The 22749-nt window shown below is 62.9% G+C and carries 21 protein-coding genes; 3 read left to right on the forward strand and 18 right to left on the reverse strand.

The window, feature by feature from the left end; translation table 11 throughout:
- Nucleotides 1-91: 91 nt before the first annotated feature.
- A complete protein-coding gene (locus tag O987_RS23155; RefSeq protein ID WP_043375067.1) occupies nt 92-982 on the forward strand; it encodes a LysR family transcriptional regulator in 891 nt (296 codons plus the stop codon).
- 127 nt (nt 983-1109) lie between these two features.
- Here the strand turns inward: O987_RS23155 and O987_RS23160 are convergent, their stop codons facing one another.
- The 9 genes from O987_RS23160 to arsC form a co-directional block, all read right to left on the reverse strand.
- Nucleotides 1110-1394 (reverse strand): MliC family protein, encoded by a 285-nt coding sequence (locus O987_RS23160; RefSeq protein WP_235214211.1) that lies wholly within the window; start codon nt 1392-1394, stop codon nt 1110-1112.
- A gap of 121 nt (nt 1395-1515) precedes the next feature.
- Nucleotides 1516-2985: a sensor domain-containing diguanylate cyclase gene (locus O987_RS23165; protein ID WP_003051574.1), complete on the reverse strand. Its 1470-nt coding sequence runs from the start codon at nt 2983-2985 to the stop codon at nt 1516-1518.
- 120 nt (nt 2986-3105) lie between these two features.
- Entirely contained in the window at nt 3106-4128 is a 1023-nt protein-coding gene (locus O987_RS23170) for a sensor domain-containing diguanylate cyclase (RefSeq protein WP_043375070.1), read from the reverse strand.
- A 156-nt stretch (nt 4129-4284) separates the two neighbouring features.
- A complete protein-coding gene (locus tag O987_RS23175; protein ID WP_043375072.1) occupies nt 4285-5652 on the reverse strand; it encodes an ATP-binding protein in 1368 nt (455 codons plus the stop codon).
- Complete coding sequence (locus O987_RS23180) at nt 5649-6308, reverse strand: response regulator transcription factor (protein WP_043375074.1); 660 nt, start codon at nt 6306-6308, stop codon at nt 5649-5651. The genes O987_RS23175 and O987_RS23180 overlap by 4 nt, the downstream gene beginning before the upstream one ends.
- Before the next feature lie 153 nt (nt 6309-6461).
- Complete coding sequence (locus O987_RS23185; RefSeq protein ID WP_003051562.1) at nt 6462-6866, reverse strand: hypothetical protein; 405 nt, start codon at nt 6864-6866, stop codon at nt 6462-6464.
- 87 nt (nt 6867-6953) lie between these two features.
- Nucleotides 6954-8507 carry an ATP-binding cassette domain-containing protein gene (locus tag O987_RS23190; protein WP_003051559.1) on the reverse strand — a complete coding sequence of 518 codons (1554 nt, stop codon included), beginning with the start codon at nt 8505-8507 and terminating at the stop codon, nt 6954-6956.
- Between the two features lie 283 nt (nt 8508-8790).
- Nucleotides 8791-10326: a Do family serine endopeptidase gene (locus O987_RS23195; protein WP_043376897.1), complete on the reverse strand. Its 1536-nt coding sequence runs from the start codon at nt 10324-10326 to the stop codon at nt 8791-8793.
- A 171-nt stretch (nt 10327-10497) separates the two neighbouring features.
- Nucleotides 10498-10878 (reverse strand): arsenate reductase (glutaredoxin), encoded by a 381-nt coding sequence (arsC, locus tag O987_RS23200; RefSeq protein ID WP_003051556.1) that lies wholly within the window; start codon nt 10876-10878, stop codon nt 10498-10500.
- Between the two features lie 122 nt (nt 10879-11000).
- Here arsC and O987_RS23205 point away from each other — a divergent pair, with 122 nt between their 5' ends.
- A complete protein-coding gene (locus O987_RS23205) occupies nt 11001-12011 on the forward strand; it encodes a Bug family tripartite tricarboxylate transporter substrate binding protein (protein WP_003051554.1) in 1011 nt (336 codons plus the stop codon).
- Nucleotides 12012-12029: 18 nt separating this feature from the next.
- Here the strand turns inward: O987_RS23205 and O987_RS23210 are convergent, their stop codons facing one another.
- The 9 genes from O987_RS23210 to O987_RS23250 all read right to left on the reverse strand — a co-directional run bounded on the left by O987_RS23210 (nt 12030) and on the right by O987_RS23250 (nt 21150).
- A complete protein-coding gene (locus O987_RS23210) occupies nt 12030-13382 on the reverse strand; it encodes a nucleobase:cation symporter-2 family protein (RefSeq protein ID WP_003051551.1) in 1353 nt (450 codons plus the stop codon).
- 286 nt (nt 13383-13668) lie between these two features.
- Nucleotides 13669-15057 (reverse strand): 8-oxoguanine deaminase, encoded by a 1389-nt coding sequence (locus tag O987_RS23215; protein WP_003051548.1) that lies wholly within the window; start codon nt 15055-15057, stop codon nt 13669-13671.
- Between the two features lie 102 nt (nt 15058-15159).
- The gene (locus O987_RS23220) at nt 15160-16068 is read right to left on the reverse strand and encodes a LysR family transcriptional regulator (protein WP_019042988.1); all 909 of its coding nucleotides are present in this window, start codon (nt 16066-16068) and stop codon (nt 15160-15162) included.
- A 51-nt stretch (nt 16069-16119) separates the two neighbouring features.
- A complete protein-coding gene (locus O987_RS23225) occupies nt 16120-16881 on the reverse strand; it encodes a lysophospholipid acyltransferase family protein (protein WP_003051542.1) in 762 nt (253 codons plus the stop codon).
- Between the two features lie 189 nt (nt 16882-17070).
- Nucleotides 17071-18363, reverse strand: coding sequence for a dihydroorotase (locus O987_RS23230; protein WP_043375077.1), 1293 nt, complete (start codon nt 18361-18363; stop codon nt 17071-17073).
- Nucleotides 18364-18549: 186 nt separating this feature from the next.
- Complete coding sequence (locus O987_RS23235; RefSeq protein WP_003051536.1) at nt 18550-19512, reverse strand: aspartate carbamoyltransferase catalytic subunit; 963 nt, start codon at nt 19510-19512, stop codon at nt 18550-18552.
- A gap of 2 nt (nt 19513-19514) precedes the next feature.
- A complete protein-coding gene (gene pyrR / locus O987_RS23240; RefSeq protein ID WP_003051528.1) occupies nt 19515-20045 on the reverse strand; it encodes a bifunctional pyr operon transcriptional regulator/uracil phosphoribosyltransferase PyrR in 531 nt (176 codons plus the stop codon).
- Entirely contained in the window at nt 20042-20554 is a 513-nt protein-coding gene (gene ruvX / locus O987_RS23245; protein WP_043375080.1) for a Holliday junction resolvase RuvX, read from the reverse strand. The genes pyrR and ruvX overlap by 4 nt, the downstream gene beginning before the upstream one ends.
- The gene (locus O987_RS23250) at nt 20551-21150 is read right to left on the reverse strand and encodes a YqgE/AlgH family protein (RefSeq protein WP_003051525.1); all 600 of its coding nucleotides are present in this window, start codon (nt 21148-21150) and stop codon (nt 20551-20553) included. Before O987_RS23250 ends, ruvX begins: the two co-directional genes overlap by 4 nt.
- A gap of 22 nt (nt 21151-21172) precedes the next feature.
- Between O987_RS23250 and O987_RS23255 the strand changes: the two genes are divergently transcribed.
- Nucleotides 21173-22663 carry a cryptochrome/photolyase family protein gene (locus tag O987_RS23255; RefSeq protein WP_043375082.1) on the forward strand — a complete coding sequence of 497 codons (1491 nt, stop codon included), beginning with the start codon at nt 21173-21175 and terminating at the stop codon, nt 22661-22663.
- Nucleotides 22664-22749 lie beyond the last annotated feature (86 nt).

The following is a 22749-nucleotide window of genomic DNA, read 5'->3' on the forward strand; positions in this document are numbered from 1 at the left end:
AAAGCCAGCCCTACTCAGAAAAATTCATTTTTCAAACCTACCTATACGCAGTTGGTATACCCTTGCATCTCACCATCGAACCGCCTGCGCCATGCCACGCCCTTTGAGCTTTAAGGAAATCGAAGCCTTTCGTGCCGTGATGCAAACCGGCACCACGACCGCTGCGGCCCAGTTGCTGCACACCACGCAGCCGTCCATCAGCCGCCTGCTGGCTCAGATGCAGACAGGTGCGGGCCTGAAGCTGTTTGATATGCACAAAGGACGGCTGCGCCCGACCGCAGAGGCAAGGGAGCTGTTCTCGACCGTGCAGCAGCACTTCGTCGGTCTGGACCGCATAGAGCACGACCTGCAGGGGCTGCGGCAATTCGGTGCCGGTACCTTGCGCATAGGCTGCACTCCGGCACTGGGTTTGTCCATTGTTCCTGCTGCACTGCACAACTTTCTGCCCTACTACCCGGGCACCCACATCAGCCTGCAGACGCTAGGCACCACGCATCTTCGGGAAGGGCTGCTGCACGGCCAGTTCGATCTGGTGGTCAGCACCATGGCCATTGGCTCGCCCGAACTCAACGCAAGCGTGCTGCATCAGACGCGGGCAGTGTGCGTGATGCATACAGATCATCCGCTGGCGCAGCGCAGCAGCCTGCATGTCAAAGATCTGGAGGGCCAGCTGCTGCTGACCTTGAATTCGGACGACAACATCTACCTGCAGCTTCAGCGAACCATGCTCAAGCATGACGTCCGTCCAGGCTCAACCGTCGAAACCACCTACTCCTCCACCATCTGCTGCCTAGCTGCGCAAGGTACGGGATTGGGTGTGGTGAATCCCTATGTGGCGGCAACGTTTGCCTCAAGCCTCTGCATCAAGCCCTTTCTGCCCGAATGCTCCGTAGAAGTCGTGCTGGCGCTGCCAGGGCATTCCGCGCCTTCGGAGCGCACGCAACGCTTTATCGAGGAGTTGCAAAAGCAGCTGACAGCATAAGGCGATCAGATTCGCGAAAAAGGCCGGCCCCTCACCCGGCCTGCGCATCAGAGACGGTGCGGCCATAGGTCTGTACCCTCTACCCAGCACATAGACCGGAATGGAGTGATGACAGGCAAGCTCGGTATCAACGGGCCTTGCATTGAATCGGCACCATGCGGCCGATCTCCACCGTCAGCTCCGGCCCTTTGCCTCGAATGGTGTTGGGCCCGTTGCTGTATACAAACCCGGAACCGCTGGGTTGCTGCGACAACTCAACGCTTTGACCGCCACGTATCAGGACTGCCTTGCTGCTGGCCGGCAAAAAGCGCACCGAGATCGATTCTCCATTGCTACAGGCGAAGGCCACTTCACGCTCCGCATCCCGAGGTGGCACAGCACTGCAGGCACTGACAGCGATGGCGATGAACAAGGCGGATCCAGTGACTCTCATAGATTTCTCCCCTGACATTTCAAAGCAGGACTGAGGCAGCCGGTCGATGCCAGTTCCAACGTCTGCCGAGCGATCTGGACCGCGCCACCCCCAACCTGATTCAGGCAGGGCTTACACGCCTGTCGCGCTCCTTGTCCCGATACAGGCGCGCCTTTTCAGCATACATCGCCTTGTCGGCCCCCTGAACAATGCTCTCTATAGAGGTGCCCTCCTGGCCGCAGGCATGGCCCATCGAGACCTGAATACTGTGGCCCGGATAGAACTGATTGTTCAACTCCAGCAAGGACAAGATGCGCTCCTGCAATGCCATGGCACCGCGCTCATCGGTTCCCGGCAGGAGCACGACAAACTCGTCGCCGCCGATACGGGCTGCACAGGCCGGCGCATCGACGGCCTTGGTGAGAACCTCTCCCATACGCCTGAGCATGGCATCGCCTGCCGTATGGCCATGTTCGTCGTTGACGACCTTGAGGCCATTCATATCTATGGCGATCATGGACAAGGGCCAGGGGCCCTTGCGCGACAGCCGGTTCAGTTCTTCGGTATAAAAAGCACGGTTGCGCAACTGTGTCAGTACATCATGCTTGCCCAGATATTCAAGATAAGCCTCTGCCTTCTTGCGCGCCGTGATATCCACCAGTGACAGCAGCACCAAGCCCCATTTTTCCGCGTGGCTGCTCATGATGGCGAACTCCATGTGAATATGGAGCACATCACCGGCCAGCCCGTAGTTCACCACTTCCCGCTGCTGCACCAGCTTGCCGTCCCAAAGGTCTATCAGTTGCTCGGCAAACGAGTCATACATTTCGCCCCTGAAAACCCTGGACAGGTTCTGCAGCAGTTGCTGCTTGCTCTCGGCACCGAACATCTGCAGCGTCTGGCGATTCACATCAAGGACCTGGATTTCCTGCATGCAGCGCGTCACGAACTCCGGGTGCACCTTCAGAAAGGTCCTGAAATCGGTGATCCCGCGCGCCCGGACATCGTCCATCAGGCGCTTGACCACGCTGAAGTCCTCGACCCACAGCGACACCGGTGAGTACTCGAACAGGTCACGGGCGTACTGCTCGCTGCTCTGCAGCCGCGTCGTGCTCTGCACTTCGGCCGTCACATCCTCCAGGGAGACCAGCACCCGGCTCCAGCTTTGCTCGTAGCCCGGCAGCACACGTGCCCTCACCTGCACATCGAGTCGCCGCCCATCCAGTGCATAGTTGACCGAACGGGTCTCGAAACTCAGCACCCCGTCCCAGAGGGCGAGCAGCTCGTTCATGATGCTGTCGAGCATGTCGCCGCGAAAGACTTCGCTCAACCGGCTCTTCAGGGTTTGCTCGTCTGCGGCCTTGAACAGATCCAGCGTGTATTGGTTGACCCGCAGCACCTTGTAGGACTGACTGCACAGCTTGAGTCGCTCCGGATCCTCTCTGAGGAAGCTCAGCAGATCGCTTACCCCATCCGCTCGCCACTGATCGAATATCTGTCTGAGGCCGCTGTAATCCTCCATCCAGAGCGATACCGGGGCCAGGTTGAACATATCCTCGAAGTCCAGACCTTCAGCGAGAGAATTTTTCACAAACGATACCTCCGCCAACAATTATTACCGAGACGACAGGCCTGTGCGCATGCCCTCTTGCGCAGGATCGATGGGCTGTCCCGACGCCATGAAAAAAGACTCCCGTGGGAGTCTCTCGGCTCAGATCGCCTCGGGCAGTCTCTGCCGCGTGGCTTTCACCTTGTACATCGCGGCATCGGCTTTCTGCAGGGCATCGTCCACATCGGTTTCATCGGGCATCAAGCAGACCATGCCCACGCTGGCTCCGGCATAGTCGATCTTGCGCCCGTCGGACAGTTGCAAGCTGGTGGCAGAGGCCTTGCTCAGCCTCAGCTGCATCTCCCTGATCACGCTGTCACCGTCTTCATCGAGCAAGGGCCCTGTGCCGACCATGACGAATTCATCGCCGCCAAAGCGAGCCAGCATGTCACTGCTGCGCAGGCCGGCTCGCAATTGCTCGGCCATGGAACGCAGCAACGCATCCCCGGCTTCATGACCAAACTGGTCATTGATCTGCTTGAAGCGATCAAGATCCACGAATCCCACCAGCACCCATTCACGGGTACGTCGGCAATGGGCGATGAGCCGGTTGAGCTCCTCGGTCACGCAGCGGCGATTGGGCAATCCGGTCAGGGCATCAAGCATGGCGAGCGAAGCCAGCTCCTCGTTGGCATGCTGCAGCGAGCGCACCAGTTGCTCGCGCTCGGCAAAGCCTGCAATGATCTTGGCGAACAGGCGCAGCAAATCCTCGGCCTCGCCCGCCAGCGCGACGGAGTGATCGCTGGCGGCACACAAAGTGCCGAACAATGCGCCATTGGAAAAGCGCACGGGCGTGCTCACATAGGTCTGGATGCCCAGTTGGCGCGCGGCATCCGAGTCGCCCCAGCACTCGCCAACATTGTCCGTAAAGGTACGCCCTTCATCGAGCGAGCGCTTGCACAAGGTGTCGTGCCAGGGAACCTCCAGTCCTTCAGGAATCGTCATCCCTCCCGTATTGAGGGAGTACAGCACATTCTGAATACCGCGTGCCTCATCCACCGTGGTGAGATAGGCCGACTCGAGATCCGTCACTTCCACCATGATTTCCAGCAGAGGCCGCGTGAAGCTGGGCAGATTCTGAGAATTGGATACGGTCTGGGAAAGGCGCTGAATAATTGATGGCATGGTGCAATTGGAGGGAAGGAACACACGACAAGTGCGGCTGCTCAAACAAGGTCTGAAGTCTCGACATCATCGCTTGCATGCGGCTCAGACAATTCGCCAATCATGCAATGAAAGCCGGATTTCAGCGCCTGTCATTTCAAGCAATCGATTGTCGGACTAGGCCTGAGGCCACAGGACCCGGACACGCAGGCCGCCCAGTTGCGGTGACTCGTCAAGCAAAAGCTCAGCACTACTGCTTTTTGCAATGCTCTGCACAATTGCCAGCCCCAGTCCACTGCCGCCGGCCATCCCACCAGCACCCTGACCACGCACAAAGCGCTGCAGAACGCGCTCGCGCTCGGCCGCGGCGATGCCCGCGCCCGAATCCTCCACCACCAGCGCCCGCCCTTGCTCGTCCTGCAGCCAGCCCACGTCGACACGCCCGCCTGCAGGCACGTACTTGATCGCGTTGTCCAGCAGATTGCGCAGCAGTACTGCCAGCGCCTCAGCGTCTGCAGGCACGCTGAATGAGGACTGCTGCTGCGGCTCCTCACTCAAACCCATGTCCAGCCCTTTGGCCTGGGCTGCCGGTGCGGCATCCACCAGAGCCTGTTCAACCAGCAAGCGCAAGTCAGCCAGCGGCGCGCCTTCGGCCTGCGGCTTGGCCTCCTGCCTGGCCAATGCCAGCAATTGCTCCACCAGGCGCCTGGCGCGCTCGATGCCTTCCGCGAGGCGAGCCTGTGCCGCCTCGCGCTCGACGCTGTCCGTAGCTTTGCGCAGCAGCTGCAATTGCAGCTGCAAGGCGGCCAGCGGAGAGCGCAACTCATGTGCTGCGTCTGCCACGAAATTCTGCTGAGTCTCAAAAGCCTCGCGAACGCGCTGCAGCAAGCTGTTGAACTCCTGCACCAAAGGGCGCATTTCATCCGGCAAATCATGCTCCGCAACCGGCGCCAGATCCTGGGGCTGACGCAGGGCCAACTCCCTGCGCACCCGCTGCACGGGCGTCAGCGAACGCCGAATCACCCACCATACGGCCAGAGCCAGCAGCGGCAGCAGCAACACCACAGGCAGCAGGCTGCGCCAGGCCGCAGCGCGCGCCAGAAGTTGACGCACGCGCATGTCCTGGGCAACCTGAATCACCTGAGAGCGTGTCTGCAGCGAGAACACACGATAGGTGGTGCCACGCGCCGGCACATCGGCAAAGCCCAGCACGGCCATCTGGGGCAGAGCCTCGCCCAGGGCCGACTCGAAGATTCTCAGGCCCTCATTGGTCCAGACCTGCACGATGAATTCGTTGTTCTCATCTTCGGGCGGTGCCCCCTGCGCCCGGCCTTTGACATCGACTGGCAGACCCGCTCGCAGCGCAAACGCCGTCTGCTGCATCTGGTAATCGAACAAGGTATCGGTCTGCTCCAGTGCATTGCGATATGCAAATGCCCCCTGCAGAACAGCCACCAGCAAAATCGCCATGCCGATGAACAGCAACAGGCGTCCGCCCAGCGAACCAGGCAGCCTCGGCCGCTTCAATGCATGGTTTTTGCTCATGGTCTGGGCACCATATATCCAAGACCGCGCACATTGAGCACCGCTGCGGCGCCGAGCTTTTTACGCAGCCCGTGGATATAGACCTCCACGGCATTGCTGCTGACCTCATCGCCCCAACCGTAAAGCTTGTCTTCGAGCTGCTGGCGCGACAGCGTGGCCCCGGGCCTTGCCAGCAATGCCTGCAGCACCGCCCATTCACGGCCTGACAGGGTGACCGGCTGACCATTCACGCTGGCTTCGCGGGTATTGGGGTTCAGCATGATGCCGCCATGCTCGTACACAGCCTCCAGATGCCCGGCCGCGCGGCGTGCCAGTGCACGAATGCGGGCCAGCAGCTCATCCATGTCATAGGGTTTGATGACATAGTCATCGGCCCCTGCGTCCAGGCCGGCAATGCGATCACGCACCCCATCACGCGCCGTGGCGACCAGCACGGGCGTTGCGTCCTTGCGCGCGCGCAGCTGACGCAGCACCTGCAGGCCGTCCCTTTCCGGCAGCCCCAGATCGAGCAGAACCAGATCGTACTGATGTCCGCGCAAGGCCGTATCGGCCCGGGCTCCGTCCTGAACCCAGTCCACCACATAGCCTTCGCCACGCAGCAGTGCCTGCACGGCCTGGCCGATCATGGTGTCATCTTCAACGAGCAGTAAACGCATGGCGCAAGGATAGCGCCGCTAAAGCGGGAATGCCCAGTACCAGAAACAAAGGGTGCATCGCAAGCCGCCTGCATGCCCGCAAGGCGAAAGGTGGCAAGCGATGCAGCCTCGCCCTGAGCGGGCAAGCCGCCGCCTCACATGAAGGGCTGCCGGTTACACCGCAGCTTCGATGCCCGGCATGGCCATGCGCGCCTTGGTCAACGCCATGCCCAGATTGGCAGTACGGCGGCAGACAAAGACGGCCACATAGTCGGGCACGGCCTTGCTGCGCAGAAAGACATGAATCAGGTTATCGCTGTTGATGATGATTTCCTGAAAGTAGTGATGGCCATCGTCGCTGATGCCGCGCGAACGCTTGAACAAGGTCTCGATCATCGAGACATTGGGGCCGTTGAACAGATCGGCCGTGGCGGCCGCCACCAGATCAATCACTTCGCGCGGGTGGGAATCCACGGTGCGAATCGATAGCAGCATGCCCGAGGCAGCATCCACATAACCAGCGGCCAGACATTCAGGCACCGAAGCCACGGCCTGCGTCAACACAGCATCCAAACTCATTGGGTTCTCTCTTTCCTATTGCTTATCTTTGGCGTCATGCACCCTTACCCAGTCGGCAAGGAACATGTCAAAGCGGTCTTGAAAACATCACGCCATCTTCTGCAGCAATGCGTTTTCGAATTCATATAGCAGCGCCTCCTGTGTCTCGGACTGCACGTACTGCGCGTCAATCAATCGCACACGACGCAAAGCCTCTTCGGCAGTCAGGCCCTCGCGCACCAGCCAGGCCGCCAGCACGGTGCCGGTGCGACCCAATCCGGCAAGACAGTGCACGGCCAGCACCTCGCCACGACGCAGGGCGGCAGACATGCGCGCCAGCAGCATCTGCATCTGTGCCACCGTGGGAGGCTCGTGGTCATAGACAGGCAGGTGAAAGTTCCTGAGCCCGTTGCGGGCCAGCGCCTCCTGCGGGAAATCCCTCTCCGTCAGCGTGATCAGCATGGTGACGCCGCAGCGACCCAAGGCCTTGAGATCGGCGTCCATGTCGTGCACCACGCCCGGCCAGGGCGTACCTGCCAGCCGCCCTGGCACCAGCCAGGAAAATCCGCTCGGGCCACGGCTGGCTGGCACGGCATTTTCAGCGGCCAGCAATGGCTGCATTTCCATCAGCACGGCCGCATTGACGGGGCGAGGCTGATAACGGTCTCTAGCGGTCGTGCCAGATGCCGCTAGCCCTGCGGCCGCAACCGGCCTGGGCGCCGCAGGCTCCGATGCCGATACAGGCTTTGCCGCAGGCAGCACGGGTTCCACGACCTCGCTCACGGCTGAAGACGATATGCGCAGGTCGGAAAATTCAGCAATGGCCACCAGGGCTGCAGCAGGCAAGGGAGGCGGCGGCAGCACATCGTCGGCCAGTTCATGCACAGGCGTTCCCGGCATGGGGACGGCGCAGCTGCCGCTGCGCACAAACTGCTGACCGGCAGCGCTGAGCGGATGCTGAATGAACTGCGCCATTGCCGCAGCTTCCTGGATACGCCCACCGGCGAGCAACAGCATCTGCTGCGCAGCAGCCTGGGCATGCTGCTGCTGGTGCGTGACCAGCAGCACACTGCGGTGCTGACCGATCTGCTTGATCACGTCCAGCAGCAAAAATGCCTCATAACCCTCCAGCTCGGCCGTGGGCTCATCGATCATCAACACTGCCGGCCTGGCCCAGGCCTCGCGCAAAATGGCCACGGCACGCTGCTGCACCGCACTCAACAGCATGGTGGGCTTGTCCAGCACCTGGGCCAGCTCGGCCAGGCCATAGTGCTGCAGTTGCTCGCTCACCCAATGGCGCCATTGCAGTGGTGCACGTGGCTCGCTCTGGCGCGCCTTCTCGATCAGCGCATCCAGGGTGTTGGCGCGCATCAGCCTGGCATGCTGCTGCACCAGGCGAGGCAAGACCTGCTCGCCATCGGCGCTCAAAGGCATGTGCAATGGCTGATCGGCATAGACCACCTGCCCCCAGCTGCGAAAGCGCGGATTGCTCGCATTCAGTCCAGCCAGCGTGCGCAGCAGCGTGGACTTGCCCGTGCCCGCAGGACCCAGCAAAGCAGTTACGCCTGATTGCGGCAGCGTGAAATCCACTTCGGCCAGAACCACTCGTGGACCGAATGAAGCGCCCAGGCCTTGCACTTGCAGACTGTGTTGCTGATCCAAGAATGTCCCCTTCGCAGCGCCTGCTTCGAGGGCCGTCACGATTTGTTTGCGGCCACACCGAATCGCCACCGCATGGCGCCAGAAACGGCGAATGAATGTTTGGCCGGCAGTCTATGGCATTACATCCTCAGCAACTCGTTACCTCTGGAAACATGACAACAACATGGGGAAATCCACTTTAAAATCATTTATTTAGATGTTTTTTGTTTTAAATCAATAAAAAGCGGATAAAGAAAAACCGCAACCGGAGCGGTTGCGGTTTTCTGCGTAGTCAAGGTGCCATTCAACCCAGTCGCACCGGCACAAAGATCTTGTTGCCATCGCGCCAGATCAGCACGGCCACGGTCTTGTCCGCCTTGGCGACTGCGGCCCGCACCTCGTCGACATTCCCGGCAGGCGCGCCGTTGATGGACAACAGCACATCGCCCTGGCTGATGCCTGCGGCAGCAGCCGGACCGCTGGCCTGGGCCACCAGCAGACCGGAATCTACGCCGATCTGCTGCTTCTCCTCGGGCTGCAGGGGGCGCAGCGCCAGACCCAGCTTGCCCTTGTCACCATCGGGTGAAGACTTGGCCACCTTCACCGCCTTGTCACTGGCATCGCCCAGAGTTGCGCTCAGGGTCTTGGATTCACCCTTGCGCCAGACTTCCAGTGTCACTTTCTGCCCGGGCAGGGCCTGGCCGATGAAGGCTGGCAGATCGCCGGAGCCGACCACAGGCTTGCCATCCACCTTGCGCACCACATCACCAGGCTCCAGACCGGCCTTGGCGGCGGGGCCGTTCTTCTCGACACTGGCCACCAATGCACCTTCCGGCTTGTCCAGCTTGAAGGAGTCGGCAAAGGCCTGGTTGACCTCCTGCACGCTCACGCCCAGCTTGGCATGCTGTGCCTTGCCTGTTGTCTGAATCTGCTGTTGCACACGGGTTGCCAGTTCGATGGGAATCGCAAACGAAACCCCCTGATAGCCGCCCGAGCGGGTGTAGATCTGGCTGTTGATGCCCACGACCTCGCCCTGGGCATTGAACAGCGGTCCACCGGAGTTGCCGGGGTTGATTGCCACGTCCGTCTGCAGAAAAGGCACAAAGGAGTCATCAGGCAGAGAACGCCCCTTGGCACTCACCACACCGGCCGTCACGCTGTTTTCAAATCCGAAGGGCGAGCCTATCGCCAGCACCCAGTCCCCCACACGCAGCTGGCTGGTCTGGCCCAGCTTGACCGTAGGCAGACCGCTGGCGTCAATCTTGAGTACCGCCACATCGGTCTTGGGATCGGCTCCCAGCACCTTGGCCCTGAACTCGCGACGGTCGTTGAGCTTGACCGTCACTTCCTTGGCTCCGCGCACCACATGGGCATTGGTCAGAATCACGCCATCGCTGGAAACGATAAAGCCCGAGCCCTGTCCGCGCATGGGTGTATCGGGCTGCTGCGCACGCGGCCCCATGCCTTGACCACCGGGCATGCCTGGAATGCCGAACTGGCGGAAGAATTCAAAGAAGGGATCGTCAGGGCTGATGCCTGGGCCCTGTGGCTGACGTTCGCTGGCTTGGTCGCCTTCATCGTCGCTCATGGCACGAGAGGAACCCACCACGCTGATATTGACCACGGCCGCGCCATTACGCGCCGTGATATCCGCAAAATTGGGAGCATTCACCGCAGGCAGGTTAGGCGCTGCGGGCTGCACAGCCACTGCAGACTCGGTGGCCTGGGCTGCGCTGCGGGTTCCCACCAGACCGGCACCGGTGGCGCCCAGTGCGCCAATCGCACCAGCAGCCACCAGGGCCATCACCAGTCGGCGAGGCGTGGACAGAATTGTGTTCATGGTCATCCTTTCAAAGAAAAGCACCGGATCGGTGTCATTGAAGGGAAGTTTGACCATCCACACTTAGGCGAGACTTAGGCGCTCTCGGTTTTCAGCAAGGCTCCTGAATCGGCATCCACCGCCGCTTGCCGCCCCGTGACCCAGGCCTCTTGCGCCTGAGACTCGCCTCACTCAGATCAGCTCCAGCACCAGCTCCGGCGGACGGCAAAGTCTGGCGCCCTTGGGCGTGACCACGATGGGGCGATTGAGCAGCACCGGATGCGCAGCCACGGCCTGAATCAGCTGCACATCGCCGACAGCGGCGCTGTCCAGACCCAGCTCCTTGAACTGGGCCTCCTTGCTGCGCAGCAAATCGCGCACAGGCACGCCCAGATGCGCCACCAGCTCGGCCAGCTCTGGCGCAGTCAGTGGTGTGGCGAGGTAATCCACGATATTGGGTTCGATGCCACGCTCGCGCAGCAATGCCAGTGCGCCACGCGAATTGCTGCAGCGGTTGTTGTGGAAGATGGTGACATCGGGACGATTCACGGGGGTGTCTGTACTTGTACTCATGGCGGCAGTGTAGCGAGCCCGGCGTTGCCCGCAGTCGCTGCATAGCAGCTATGCCGGCAGCGCCAGAGCCAGGCTGTGCGCCATCTCATAGACTGTCTGCAAAACATCAAGAGGAGACATCAATGACCGCTTTCACCGAGCACGAGCCCCTGGCGCTGACCCGTCGCCAGTGGAGCCAATGGGCTGCAGCAGCCGCACTGGGAGGGCCGGCCGGGACAGCCCTGGCGCAAGATGCCAAATACCCCGCCAAGGCCATACGCCTGGTCATCCCGTTCACTCCCGGCGGCTCTGCCGACATTCTTGGACGTGCCATCGGTCACGAGCTGACCCTGGCCTGGGGCCAGAGTGTGGTGCCGGAAAACGTTGCCGGCGCAGGCGGCAGCATTGGCGCCGACCGCGTGGCCAAGGCCGTTGCAGATGGCTACACCCTGCTCATGGGCCATGTGGGCACGCTGGCCGTCACACCCACGCTCTACCCCAAGCTGCCTTACGACCCGATCAAGAGCTTTACGCCTCTGGCCTGGGTTGCGCGTGTGCCCAATGTGCTGGTCGTGCATCCTTCGCTGCCGGTCCATGATCTGGCATCGTTCATCAGCTATGCCAAGGCCAATCCCGGAGCGGTGAACTTCAGCTCGGGCGGCAACGGCAGCGCCGCGCATATGACCATGGCCTATCTGAGTCTGCAAGCAGGGCTGAAGATGCAGCATGTGCCCTACAAGGGCACGGCCCCCGCCGTCAATGATCTGGTGGCCGGTCAGGTGCAGGCCCTGTTCACCGGCATTCCCGCCGTGCTTGCGCAGATCCGCGCAGGCCAGATCAAGGCGATTGCCGTGTCGTCACCGCAGCGCATCCCTGCGCTGTCCAATGTGCCCACCGTGGCCGAAGCAGGCCTGCCCGGCTTCGAGGCCGACCAATGGTATGGCGTGGTCGGCCCGGCCAGCATGCCTGCCGATGTGGTCGCCAGGATCAATCAGCAGATCAACGCTTCGCTCAAAAGCCCTGCCATTCTGGAACGTCTGCAAAGTGAAGGCGCCCAGCCCATGCCCGGCACGCCCAAGGTCTTTGGCGATCTGATCGTCAAGGACCTTGCGCGCTGGCGCAAGGTCATCATCGACAGCAAGATGACGCTGTGAGCGGGCAGCACTGAGGCGTCAGGCCGCAGCAGAAGTGGCGGTCACGGCAGCCGTCGCCGGCTCCAGCTCTTCCTCATGCGCATCGAGCTCGCGCCCCGGCAGCAGCAGATTCAGGCCTACGGCCACCAGCGCCCCCACGGTGATGCCTGAACCAAAGACCTCGCGTACAAAGGCTGGCATCTTGGAGAGCAGATCGGGCCGCACCGTCACGGCCAGACCACAGCCCAGCGAGACTGCAATGATCAGGCCGCTGCGACGCGTCTGCTCTGCGCTGCTGAGCATGCGGATGCCGGCCAGAATGATCATGGCGAACATCATCAGACCCGCGCCGCCAAGCACGGGCTGGGGAATCGTCACCACCAGCGCGCCAAGCACCGGGAACAGTCCGGCCAGCAGCAGCATCACGCCGGTCAGCATCACCACATGGCGGCTGGCCACGCCGGTGAGCGAAACCACGCCCACGTTCTGCGCGAAGGTGGAAACCGGCGGGCTCGACATCACGGCAGCAAAGGCCGAGCCCACGCCGTCACACAACATGCCGCTGGCCAGGCGCTTGCCGCGGATCGGCGTCTGCGTTGCCGCGCCCAATGCCATGAAAGTGCCGGTGGTCTCGACAATGGTCACGAGAAAGGCGATGGACATGGCAACGATGCCCGATACCGGAAAGCTCATACCGAAATGCAACGGCTGCGGAATCGCGAAGATCGGCGCCTCGCGCACCTGGGTGAAGTCGATCAGACCCAGGGCCAGGCACAGCAGATAACCGCAGGCAATCCCCAGCACCACGGCCGATGCAGAGATCACGCCCTTGCCCCATTGCACAAAGCCGATCACCAGCGCCAGCACAAAGCCCGCAATCGCCAGATTGCCCACGGCGCCGTAGCTGCCGCTGCCCACGCCGCCTGCGGCCCAGTCCACGGCGACGGGCGTGAGCGACAGCCCGATCATGGTCACGACCACGCTGGTCACGGTATGCGGAAAGAAGCGACGGATCACCGGCATAAAAAAGCTGCCGATGATCATCACCAGCGAGCCCACCAGTGAGGAGCCCAGGATGCCGGGAACGCCATGCTCCAGCCCCACGCTGATGCCCGCGCCGACAAAGGCAAAGCTTGTACCCATCACGCAAGGCAGGCGTATGCCGACAGGTCCCACGCCGCGGCACTGGATGATGGTGACGACGCCCGAGCCCAGCAAAGCCGCATTGACCAGGGCCACAATCTGGTCGGCCGGCAGCTTGAGCGCACCGCCGAACACCAGCGGTACGGCGATGATGCCGCCCAGCGCGGCGAGCAAGTGCTGCAGCGAAAGCAGCGTGGTGGTGATGAGGCTGGGCGGACGGTCTTCCACCCCGTAAAGCAGTTTTTCCATGGTCTTGTCTCCTGTTTTTTAGGTATGCAATCGCCGGGGAATAGGCTTCCCCGCGAAGGCCACAAGACTAAGCACGCAACCGGGAGCTCTCATATGCCGTTGCCGATACAGCCCATGCGCGGCGCCGTATAGCTTGTCCGGAATCGAGAAAGAATTTCTGGCACTCCAAGTCACCTGACACCAGTCCCGAGCCCACTTTTCTTCCAGTGCCACAAAGGCTTGGAATCTCTCTCACACCGATGTCCGGCCATCGCAATGGCCCCACGATGGCCGTCATCGGAAAGTCTCAATGCCCTGCTGCAGCCCGCTCGAACAGGCTGCGCGCAAGATGGCGGTGCTGGCCCAGCACGATGGGCAGATCGGCGGTCAGCAGGCGTCCATCCTCGACCACCACACGGCCGTTGATGACGCTGCTGGACACATTGGCCGGCGTGCAGAACACCAGCGCCGCCACGGGGTCATGGCCTGCGCCCGCATAGCCGACAGCCTCCATGTCGAAGGCCACGAAGTCGGCCGACATGCCGGGAGCCAGCGCACCGATGTCGTCGCGGTTGAGCACGCGTGCACCGCCCAGCGTGGCAATTTCCAGCGCCTCGCGGGCACTCATGGCCGCCGGGCCGTAGCCCACGCGCTGCAGCAGCATGGCCTGGCGCGCCTCGCCCAGCATGTGGGCCCCGTCGTTCGATGCGCTGCCGTCCACACCCAGGGCCACGGGCACGCCCGCATCGCGCATGCTGCGAATGGGCGCGATGCCAGAGGCCAGGCGCATGTTGGAGCATGGGCAGTGCGCCACACCGGTGCCGGTGCGTGCAAACAGCGCAATGCCTTCGGGATCGAGCTTGACGCAATGCGCATGCCAGACGTCGCGCCCTACCCAGCCCAGGTCCTCGGCATATTGCGCCGGGGTCAGGCCGAACTTCTCCCGCGAGAAAGCCACGTCGTTGTCGTTCTCGGCCAGATGGGTGTGCAGCGATACGCCATGCGCACGCGCCAGCACCGCCGATTCGCGCATCAGATCGCGGGTCACCGAGAACGGCGAGCAGGGCGCCAGCACCACGCGCAGCATGGAGTGGCGCGAGCCGTCGTGGTACTGCTGGATCAAGCGCAGGCTGTCGCGCAAAATGGCCTCTTCCTCCTCCACAACCACATCGGGCGGCAAGCCGCCCTTGCTGCGGCCCAGGCTCATGGAGCCGCGCGCGGCGTGAAAGCGCATGCCCATCTGCTGCGCAGCCGCGATGGAGTCGTCCAGGCGCGAGCCATTGGGAAACAGGTACAGATGGTCGCTGGTCGTGGTACAGCCCGACAGCATGAGTTCGGCCATGGCGGTCTGGGTCGAGACATGTATCATCTCGGGCGTCAGGTGCGACCACAGCATGTAGAGGTTCTGCAGCCACGAGAACAGCTCGGCATCCTGAGCGGCCGGCACGGCACGCGTCAGGCTCTGGTACATGTGGTGGTGGGTGTTGACCAGGCCCGGCGTCACGACCTTGCCGCGCATGTCCAGCACGCGCGCCTGGCCCTCGTCTGCCATGCGGCGGTACTGCGCCGGCAGTTCGGCCGTTGCGCCCACCCACAGCAGGGCTGGGCCGTCCGCCACCAGCGCGCCATCTTTGATCTCGCGGCGCTGCGCATCCATGGTGACCAATACGTCGGCATTCAGGGCTATCAGGGTCATGGTTTCTTTCTCTCTAAACAAGAAGCGCAAGTCTAGAGAGCCGCCCAAGCGCGCGATAGCGCTGAATTCCGCCAACCATGTCCACAAAATGTGGACAAAGAATCAGTGTTTTCTCGCGTAGAGCCGCGCCAGCGCGGATTCGATGCTTGCCGCCATGAGTGCTGCGGCGGCACTCAGCTCCGCGCCCTTGCGCACAAACAGCATCAGGGTCTGGCGCTGCAGATGTGCGTCGCGCAGAGGCACGAAACTGAGCGAGCCGCGATCCAGCTCCTCCAGTACATCCAGCGCGTTGAGCAGGGCAATGCCTTCGCCCAGCATGACCAGGCGCTGTATCAGGGCCATGGAGGTGGACTCGGCCACCGGCGTCACCTCGATGGCACTGCGCGCGAAGGCTTCGTTGAGCAGACTGCGTATGGTCAGGGCCGGTGCCGGCAGAATCAGCGGATGACCCACGCATTCGCTGAGCAGCAGCGACGACTGATGGGCCAGTGGGTGCTTGACCGGCAGGATGGCTCCGATCTGCCATTCGCTGGCTGCCAGCATGCGCAAACCGGGTCTCGGTGCCAGATCGTAGGCAAGACCCAGGTCCACCTCCCCTGCTTCCACGGCAGACACAATGGCCTGTATGGGCAGGTCGATGACACGCACGACCATCCCCGGATGGCTGCTGCGAAAGTCATGCACCAGCGATGGCAGCAAGGAGCCCGCCAGGCCGGACGTCGCCGCCACCGTGATCTCGCCGCGTCTCATGCCCTTGAAGTCGGCAATGCGTTCGCACAGCGCTGCATGTTCGCGCAAGGTGCTGCGCACATGGGTCAGCACCATCTCACCCAGGGGCGTCAGACGCAGGCGATTGTGGATGCGGTCGAACAGCGGCGCACCCAGCTCGGCCTCCAGATCGAGGATCTGCCGGTTCACGGCCGTGGGAGCCACATGCAGGTACTCGGCCGCCTTGCGGATGGAGCCGCGGCGGACCACTTCATCGAGATAGCGCAAAACTCTGGCGTGCATGCGCGCAGCCTACACGGGTTTGTGCGGCTGCGGAAAGCGCCGGCAGAGCACCTAGTTCTGGCGCAGCCTGTCCACCTCGGTGTGCAGGTCCTTGGCCCAGGCGCGGCGGTCGCGCCCCTGGGCAGTCTCTGCCTCGCCGTAATGCACCACGGCAATCAGCTGTTCCGAGCAAAGCACGCGCCAGATGGAGCCCAGCAGGGTCTCGTCGCCCACATAAGTGGCGGCATAGCTGGTGCCGCCGGTTTTGCCGTCGACAAAGCGCAGCCCCACGGGCTGCACCGGCGCATCGCATTGCACGGCAGCTTCGAGCAGATTGGAGTGAAACGAGAGCAGGCTGCGCCCGTCGCCCGTCGTCCCCTCGGGAAAGACGGCCAGGATTTCGCCGCGTTTGAAGGCCTCTTCCATGGCGCCCACCATGCGCACTGCATCGCGGCGCGAGCTGCGCTGGATGTAGAGCGTGCCCGCTGCCGTCGCCAGCGTGCCGATGATGGGCCAGCCCTTGACGTCGGACTTGGAGATAAAGCGGCAATGGCGTGCCGCATGCAGCAGGGGAATATCGAGCCAGGAGATATGGTTGCTGACCATCAGCACCGGCCCCTTGGCTGGCGGCAGGCCTCTGACCTCCAGCTGCACCCCGGCGCGCAACAGCAGCGCTGCGGCCCAGGCCTGCACATGCTCGTGCTGCTGCTGGTAGTGCAGCTGCGGAAAGCGAAACGCCACGATCCAGGTGCCCTTGGCCACATGGGCCAGCAGACGCAGTCCGCGCCAGACTGCGCGCAAGCCGGTTCTGATTTTGTGCAAGCCGTTTGCCATGATTTCCAGGAAGTTTAGCGACTCAACTCAGAGGAGATGCAGCAACTTGAAACGGATAACGCCTAAAACCGACGCACACCAACAAAGTGACAGCGAGCAAGGGCCGCCCCGCAGCGAGGCTGTCGTTCCCCTCCCCTAGCGGGAAGCGCGTAGAGAGAGGGGGAAGGCGCAAAGCGCCTCAGGGGGTGCTTATCTCTGATACGCCACAGCGCCGTCAACGATAGTCGTTACCACGCGCGCGGGCAGCTCGTAGCCATTGAAGGGAGTGCTCTTGCCCTGGCTTTGCAGCGCCTTGGGATCGACCGTCCACTCAGCCTCGGGGTCGACGATGCACAGATCGGCCACGCCGCCCACGCTGAGCCGTCCCAGCAGGGACTGCTGTTCGCCCAGCGCACTACCCAGCACGGCCACGGGCGCCGAAGTCACGACGGCCAGTGCGCGGTTCAGCGGCACCTTGTAGTCGCGGCTCCACTTCACGGCGATGGACAGCAGCAGCTCCACGCCGGTCGCACCGGGCTCGGCTTCGGCAAAAGGCAGCACCTTGGCGTCTTCGTCCACCGGGCAGTGATCGGACACCAGCGCATCGATGGTGCCGTCCGCCAGTGCGGCAGACAGTGCATCGCGGTCGCGCTGCTGGCGCAGCACGGGCACCACACGGGCGCTGCTGTCGAAGTAGCCGATATCGTTCTCGGTCAACAGCAGCGAGTTGATGGACACGTCGGCGGTCACGTTCAGGCCTTCGGCCTTGGCTCGACGCACCAGCTCCACGCCTGCGGCGCTGGAGATGCGGCACAGGTGAATCCGGGTCTGCGAGCCACGGATCAGCTCGAAGATGGTGTGCAGCGCAATCGTCTCTGCCGCCACGGACACCCCGGCCAGACCCATGCGGGTAGCCAGCGCGCCGCTGGCGGCCACGCCCTTGCCCAGATCCTTGTCCTGCGGGCGCAGCCACACGGCATAGCCAAAGGTGTTGGCGTAGCTCAGCGCACGGCTCAGCGTGGTGATGCTGGACAGCGGCACGTCCGCCTGGCCGAAGGCCACGCAACCGGACTCAGTCAGCTCGGCCATCTCGGTCAGCGTTTCGCCCTTGAGGCCTACGGTCAGCGCCCCCATGGGGAACAGACGCGACTTGTGCTGCTTCTCGGCACGGAACTTGAGCATTTCCACCAGGCCCTGCTCGTCGAGCACAGGCTCGGTATCGGGCGGGCAGACCAGACTGGTCACGCCGCCTGCCACGGCAGCCGCCATCTCGGACTGCAGCATGCCTTCATGCTCGTGGCCGGGCTCGCGCAGGCGCACGGCCAGGTCCACCAGACCGGGCAGCACCCACTGGCCCGAGGCGTCGATTTCACGCTCAGCCACAAAGCCATCGGGCACCGTGCCGATGGCGACGATCACGCTGCCATCGATGGCGATATCGGCCTGCTGGTCAAAACCTCGTGCCGGGTCCATCACCCGGCCATTGCGAATCAGAATTTTCATGGTTTGGCACCAAATTGGCCACCAGCCCTTATCTCATAAGCGCTAGCAGCTACAAAAATATTACTTATCTGAAAACCGGCGCGCTCCAAGCCAGGGACGCCGAGCAAGAGCCGCCTCGCAGCGAAGGCGTCGTCCCCCTCCCGCGTAGCGAGAGAGGGGGAAGCCGCGCAGCGGCTCAGGGGGTGCTTAAGCTTCATTACCAGCGACGATGGACATGACAGCCATGCGCACCGCGATACCGAAGGTCACCTGCGACAGGATCACGGCCTGCGGGCCATCCACCACGGCGGAGTCGATCTCCACGCCGCGATTGATGGGGCCGGGGTGCATGACGATGGCATCGGGCTTGGCCAGCTCAAGGCGCTTTTCGGTCAGGCCGAAGCTCTTGAAGTATTCCTGGCTCGAAGGCAGCAGCGCCCCGCTCATGCGCTCGTTCTGCAGGCGCAGCATGATGATGACGTCGCAGTCCTTGATGCCCTCCTCCAGATTGTGGAAGACGCGCACGCCCATGCTGGCCATGTCCGAGGGCACCAGGGTGCGCGGGCCGACCACGCGAACCTCGGCAGCGCCGAGCGTGGTCAGGGCGTGGATGTCCGAGCGCGCCACGCGCGAGTGCAGCACGTCGCCCACGATGGCCACGCGCAGATTGGAGAAATCCTGCTTGTAGTGGCGGATGGTGTACATGTCCAGCAGACCCTGGGTGGGGTGGGCATGGCGGCCGTCGCCGGCATTGACCACATGCACATGCGGCGCCACATGTTTGGCGATCAGATAGGGAGCACCGGACTCGCTGTGGCGCACGACAAAGATGTCGGCCGCCATGGCCGAGAGATTGTCGATGGTGTCCAGCAGGGTCTCGCCCTTGCTGGCCGAGCTGCGCGCAATGTCCAGGTTGAACACGTCGGCCGACAGGCGCTTGGCCGCAATCTCGAAGGTGGTGCGGGTACGCGTGCTGTTCTCGAAGAAGAGATTGAACACGCTCTTGCCGCGTAGCAGAGGCACCTTCTTGACTTCACGGTCGTTGACGCTGACGAAGTTGCTGGCCGTGTCGAGAATCTGGGTCAGGATGTCCTTGGACAGGCCTTCGGTGGAGAGCAGGTGGATCAGCTCGCCGTTCTTGTTGAGTTGTGGGTTGCGCTTGTACAGCACGATCAGGCCTCTTGAATGCGGAAGTGGAAAACACCGCTCTCGTCGCGCGCCAGCGCCAGGGAACGGTCGGCCGGCAGCGCCACGCGCGCTGCGGCAAAGTCGGCCTGGATGGGCAGCTCGCGCCCTCCCCGGTCCACCAGAACGGCCAGTCGCACACTGGCGGGACGGCCGTAGTCATAGAGTTCGTTGAGCACGGCACGCACGGTGCGGCCGGTGTAGAGCACATCGTCCAGCACCAGCACATCGGCGCCGTTCACATCGAAGGCGATCTGGGTCTGAGCGCTGGAAGCCATGCCGCGCTGGGCAAAATCGTCGCGGTGCAGCGAGGAAGACAGCACGCTGGGCTTGCCCTTGAGATTCAGATCCTTGTGCAGACGCTCGACCAGCCAGGCACCGCCCGAGGTGATGCCCGCCAGACGGGTATTGGGGCCCATGATGCGCTGCACACCGCGCAGCAGCTCGCTATACAGGGCTTCGGCGTCCAGGATCAGGCTGCCTTGTCCCGGCTGGTTTCCTGCAATGGTTTCACTCATGGGAGACTCCTCAAAAACTGTTCAAGAATGATGCAGGCCGAAGCCGCGTCGGCGTCGCGTGCGCCACCCGCCAGGGCTTCGGTCGTGCTGTAGCGTTCGTCCACCTCATACACCGGCAGTTTGAAGCGGCTTCTGAGCTGGCGGCCGAATTTCAGGGCCCGTGCCGTGTTCTCGTGCGCCGCGCCATCGGGATGGTAGGGAACGCCTATCACCAGGGCATTGGGCTGCCACTCGCGGATCAGCTTCTCCACTGCGGCCAGACGTGCATCCGCCCCTTCGGCCCTGATGGTGGGCAGCGGGTTGGCGCCGCCCAGCACGCGGTTGCCCGAGGCGCAGCCCGTGCGCTTGATGCCGAAGTCAAAGCCCAGGAACTGCTGGAAATGGGCCGGCACCTCGGGCTTTTGCGGTGCGGGCGCCGCTGCAGGCCTGGCAGCCGCATTGTCGGCCGAGGAAAAAGTCGAGGAAAAGGCCGCATCGGCGGCCTTGTTGGAAGAGGAAATATCGTTCATGCGCGACCCGACTCAGGGGACAGCATCCAGCGCTGCAGACCCAGCAGGCCCAGAGCACGGTCATAGCGCTCGTCCACCGGGGTGCTGAAGATCACCTCGGGGTCGGCTTCCACGGTCAGCCAGGCGTTCTCGCCGATTTCGGATTCGAGCTGGCCTTCATCCCAGGAGGAATAGCCCAGCGTGACCAGCACGCGCTTGGGGCCGGCACCGTCCGACAGGGCTTCGAGCACATCCTTGGAGGTGGTCATCTCCAGACCGCCTGGAATGGTCATGGTCGAGGCATAGGCCGATTCGTTCTCGGGCGCACCTTCGATGACCATGGGCTCATGCAGCACAAAGCCGCGATCGGTCTGTACCGGGCCACCGGTAAAGACCTGCTGATCGCGCAAATCATCGCGCTTGAGACCCAAATCCACTTTTTGCAGCAGGCCTTGCAGGCTGAGCTTGGAGGGCTTGTTGATAATCAGACCGAGCGCGCCACGCTCGCTATGCTCGCACAGGTAAACAACGCTGCGCGAAAACGACTCATCTTCCAGGCCGGGCATGGCAATCAGGAAGTGGTGCGTCAAGTTGATAGGCGCAGATTCTGCAGACATACAGCGATTTTACTGGCGATCCATGACTCCTTCTTACCCTGTGGGCTTGATCTGGCTGCGGCGCGACCTGCGCCTGGCCGATAACGCGGCCCTTTATCATGCATTGCAGCAATGTGAAAAGCTGTATTGCGTCTTTGTCTTCGACGACAGCATTCTTGCCGCCCTGCCCCGCGCCGACCGCCGCGTGGAATTCATCTGCCAGAGTCTGGCCGAGCTGGATGCGGCCCTGCGCGAGACCACCGGGCGCCCGCAGACAGGGCTGATCACGCGGCGCGGCCTGCCCCAGGACATCATCCCGGCCCTGGCCCGGCAGCTGGGCGCGGGTGCGGTCTTCTGCAACGACGACGACGAGCCGGCGGCTCTTGCCCGCGATGCCCAGGTGGCGCGCAGCCTCAAAAGCCAGGGGCAGTTGCTGCTGCGCTTCAAGGACCACCGCATCTTTGCGCGCGACGAGGTGCTGACCCAGAGCCTGTCGCCGTTTTCGGTCTTCACGCCCTACAAGAACGCCTGGCTGCGAAAAATCACGCCGTTCTATCTCTCGGCCTACCCCAGCGAGCGCGATCTGGCGAGCAAGCTGGCCGACCTGCCGGACACCGAGCGCCGCACGATTCCCTCGGCTGCGGATCTGGGATTCGCTCCGGACACGCTGGCCGGCCTGCGCCTGCCCACCGGAGTCAGCGGAGCACGCCGGTTGCTGGCCGATTTTCTGCCGCGCCTGCCGCAGTACAAGGCGGCGCGCGACTTTCCTGCCCTCAAGGGGCCCAGCTATCTCAGCGTCCATCTGCGCTTCGGCACCGTCTCGATACGCGAGCTGGCCCGACTCGCCCATGAGGCGGCGCACCACGAGGACTGGTCTGCCGCAGCGCGCGAAGGGGCGGCCACCTGGCTCAGCGAGCTGATCTGGCGCGACTTCTACTTCCAGATCCTGGCCCACCAGCCCTATGTCGTGGAACGCAGCTTCAAGCCAGCCTATGACGCTATCGAATGGGAGACGGGAGCCGAAGCCGACGCCCTCTTTGCCGCCTGGTGCGAAGGCCGCACCGGCTACCCGCTGGTCGATGCCGCCATGCGCCAGCTCAATACCAGCGGCTATATGCACAACCGGCTGCGCATGGTCACGGCCAGCTTTCTGGTCAAGGACCTGGGTCTGGACTGGCGCCGGGGCGAAGCCTATTTCGCCGAAAAGCTCAATGACTTCGATCTGGCGGCCAATAACGGCGGCTGGCAATGGGCGGCCTCCACGGGCTGCGATGCCCAGCCCTGGTTCCGCATCTTCAACCCGGTGACCCAGAGCGAGAAGTTCGATCCGGAGGGCAAGTTCATCGTGCGCTACGTCCCCGAGCTGACGCCTTTGCCGGCCAAACTGCGGCATGCCCCCTGGCTGGCCAAGCCGCTGGAACTGGCCGAAGCAGGCATCGCACTGGGGCGCGACTATCCCTTGCCCGTCGTGGATCATGCGGCGGCGCGGGAGAAAACCCTGGCACGCTACGGAATCCTCAAGAAGGAGTCCTGATCTGCCTCCTGCCTTCAGGCCCTGTGACGGTCCTGCCCCAAGGCACAGTGCATGCTGCTTTACACGAGGCTGTCAGGTGCTCAGTC

This window comes from Comamonas testosteroni TK102 (genome assembly GCF_000739375.1).
Taxonomy (GTDB): Bacteria; Pseudomonadota; Gammaproteobacteria; order Burkholderiales; family Burkholderiaceae_C; genus Comamonas; species Comamonas brasiliensis.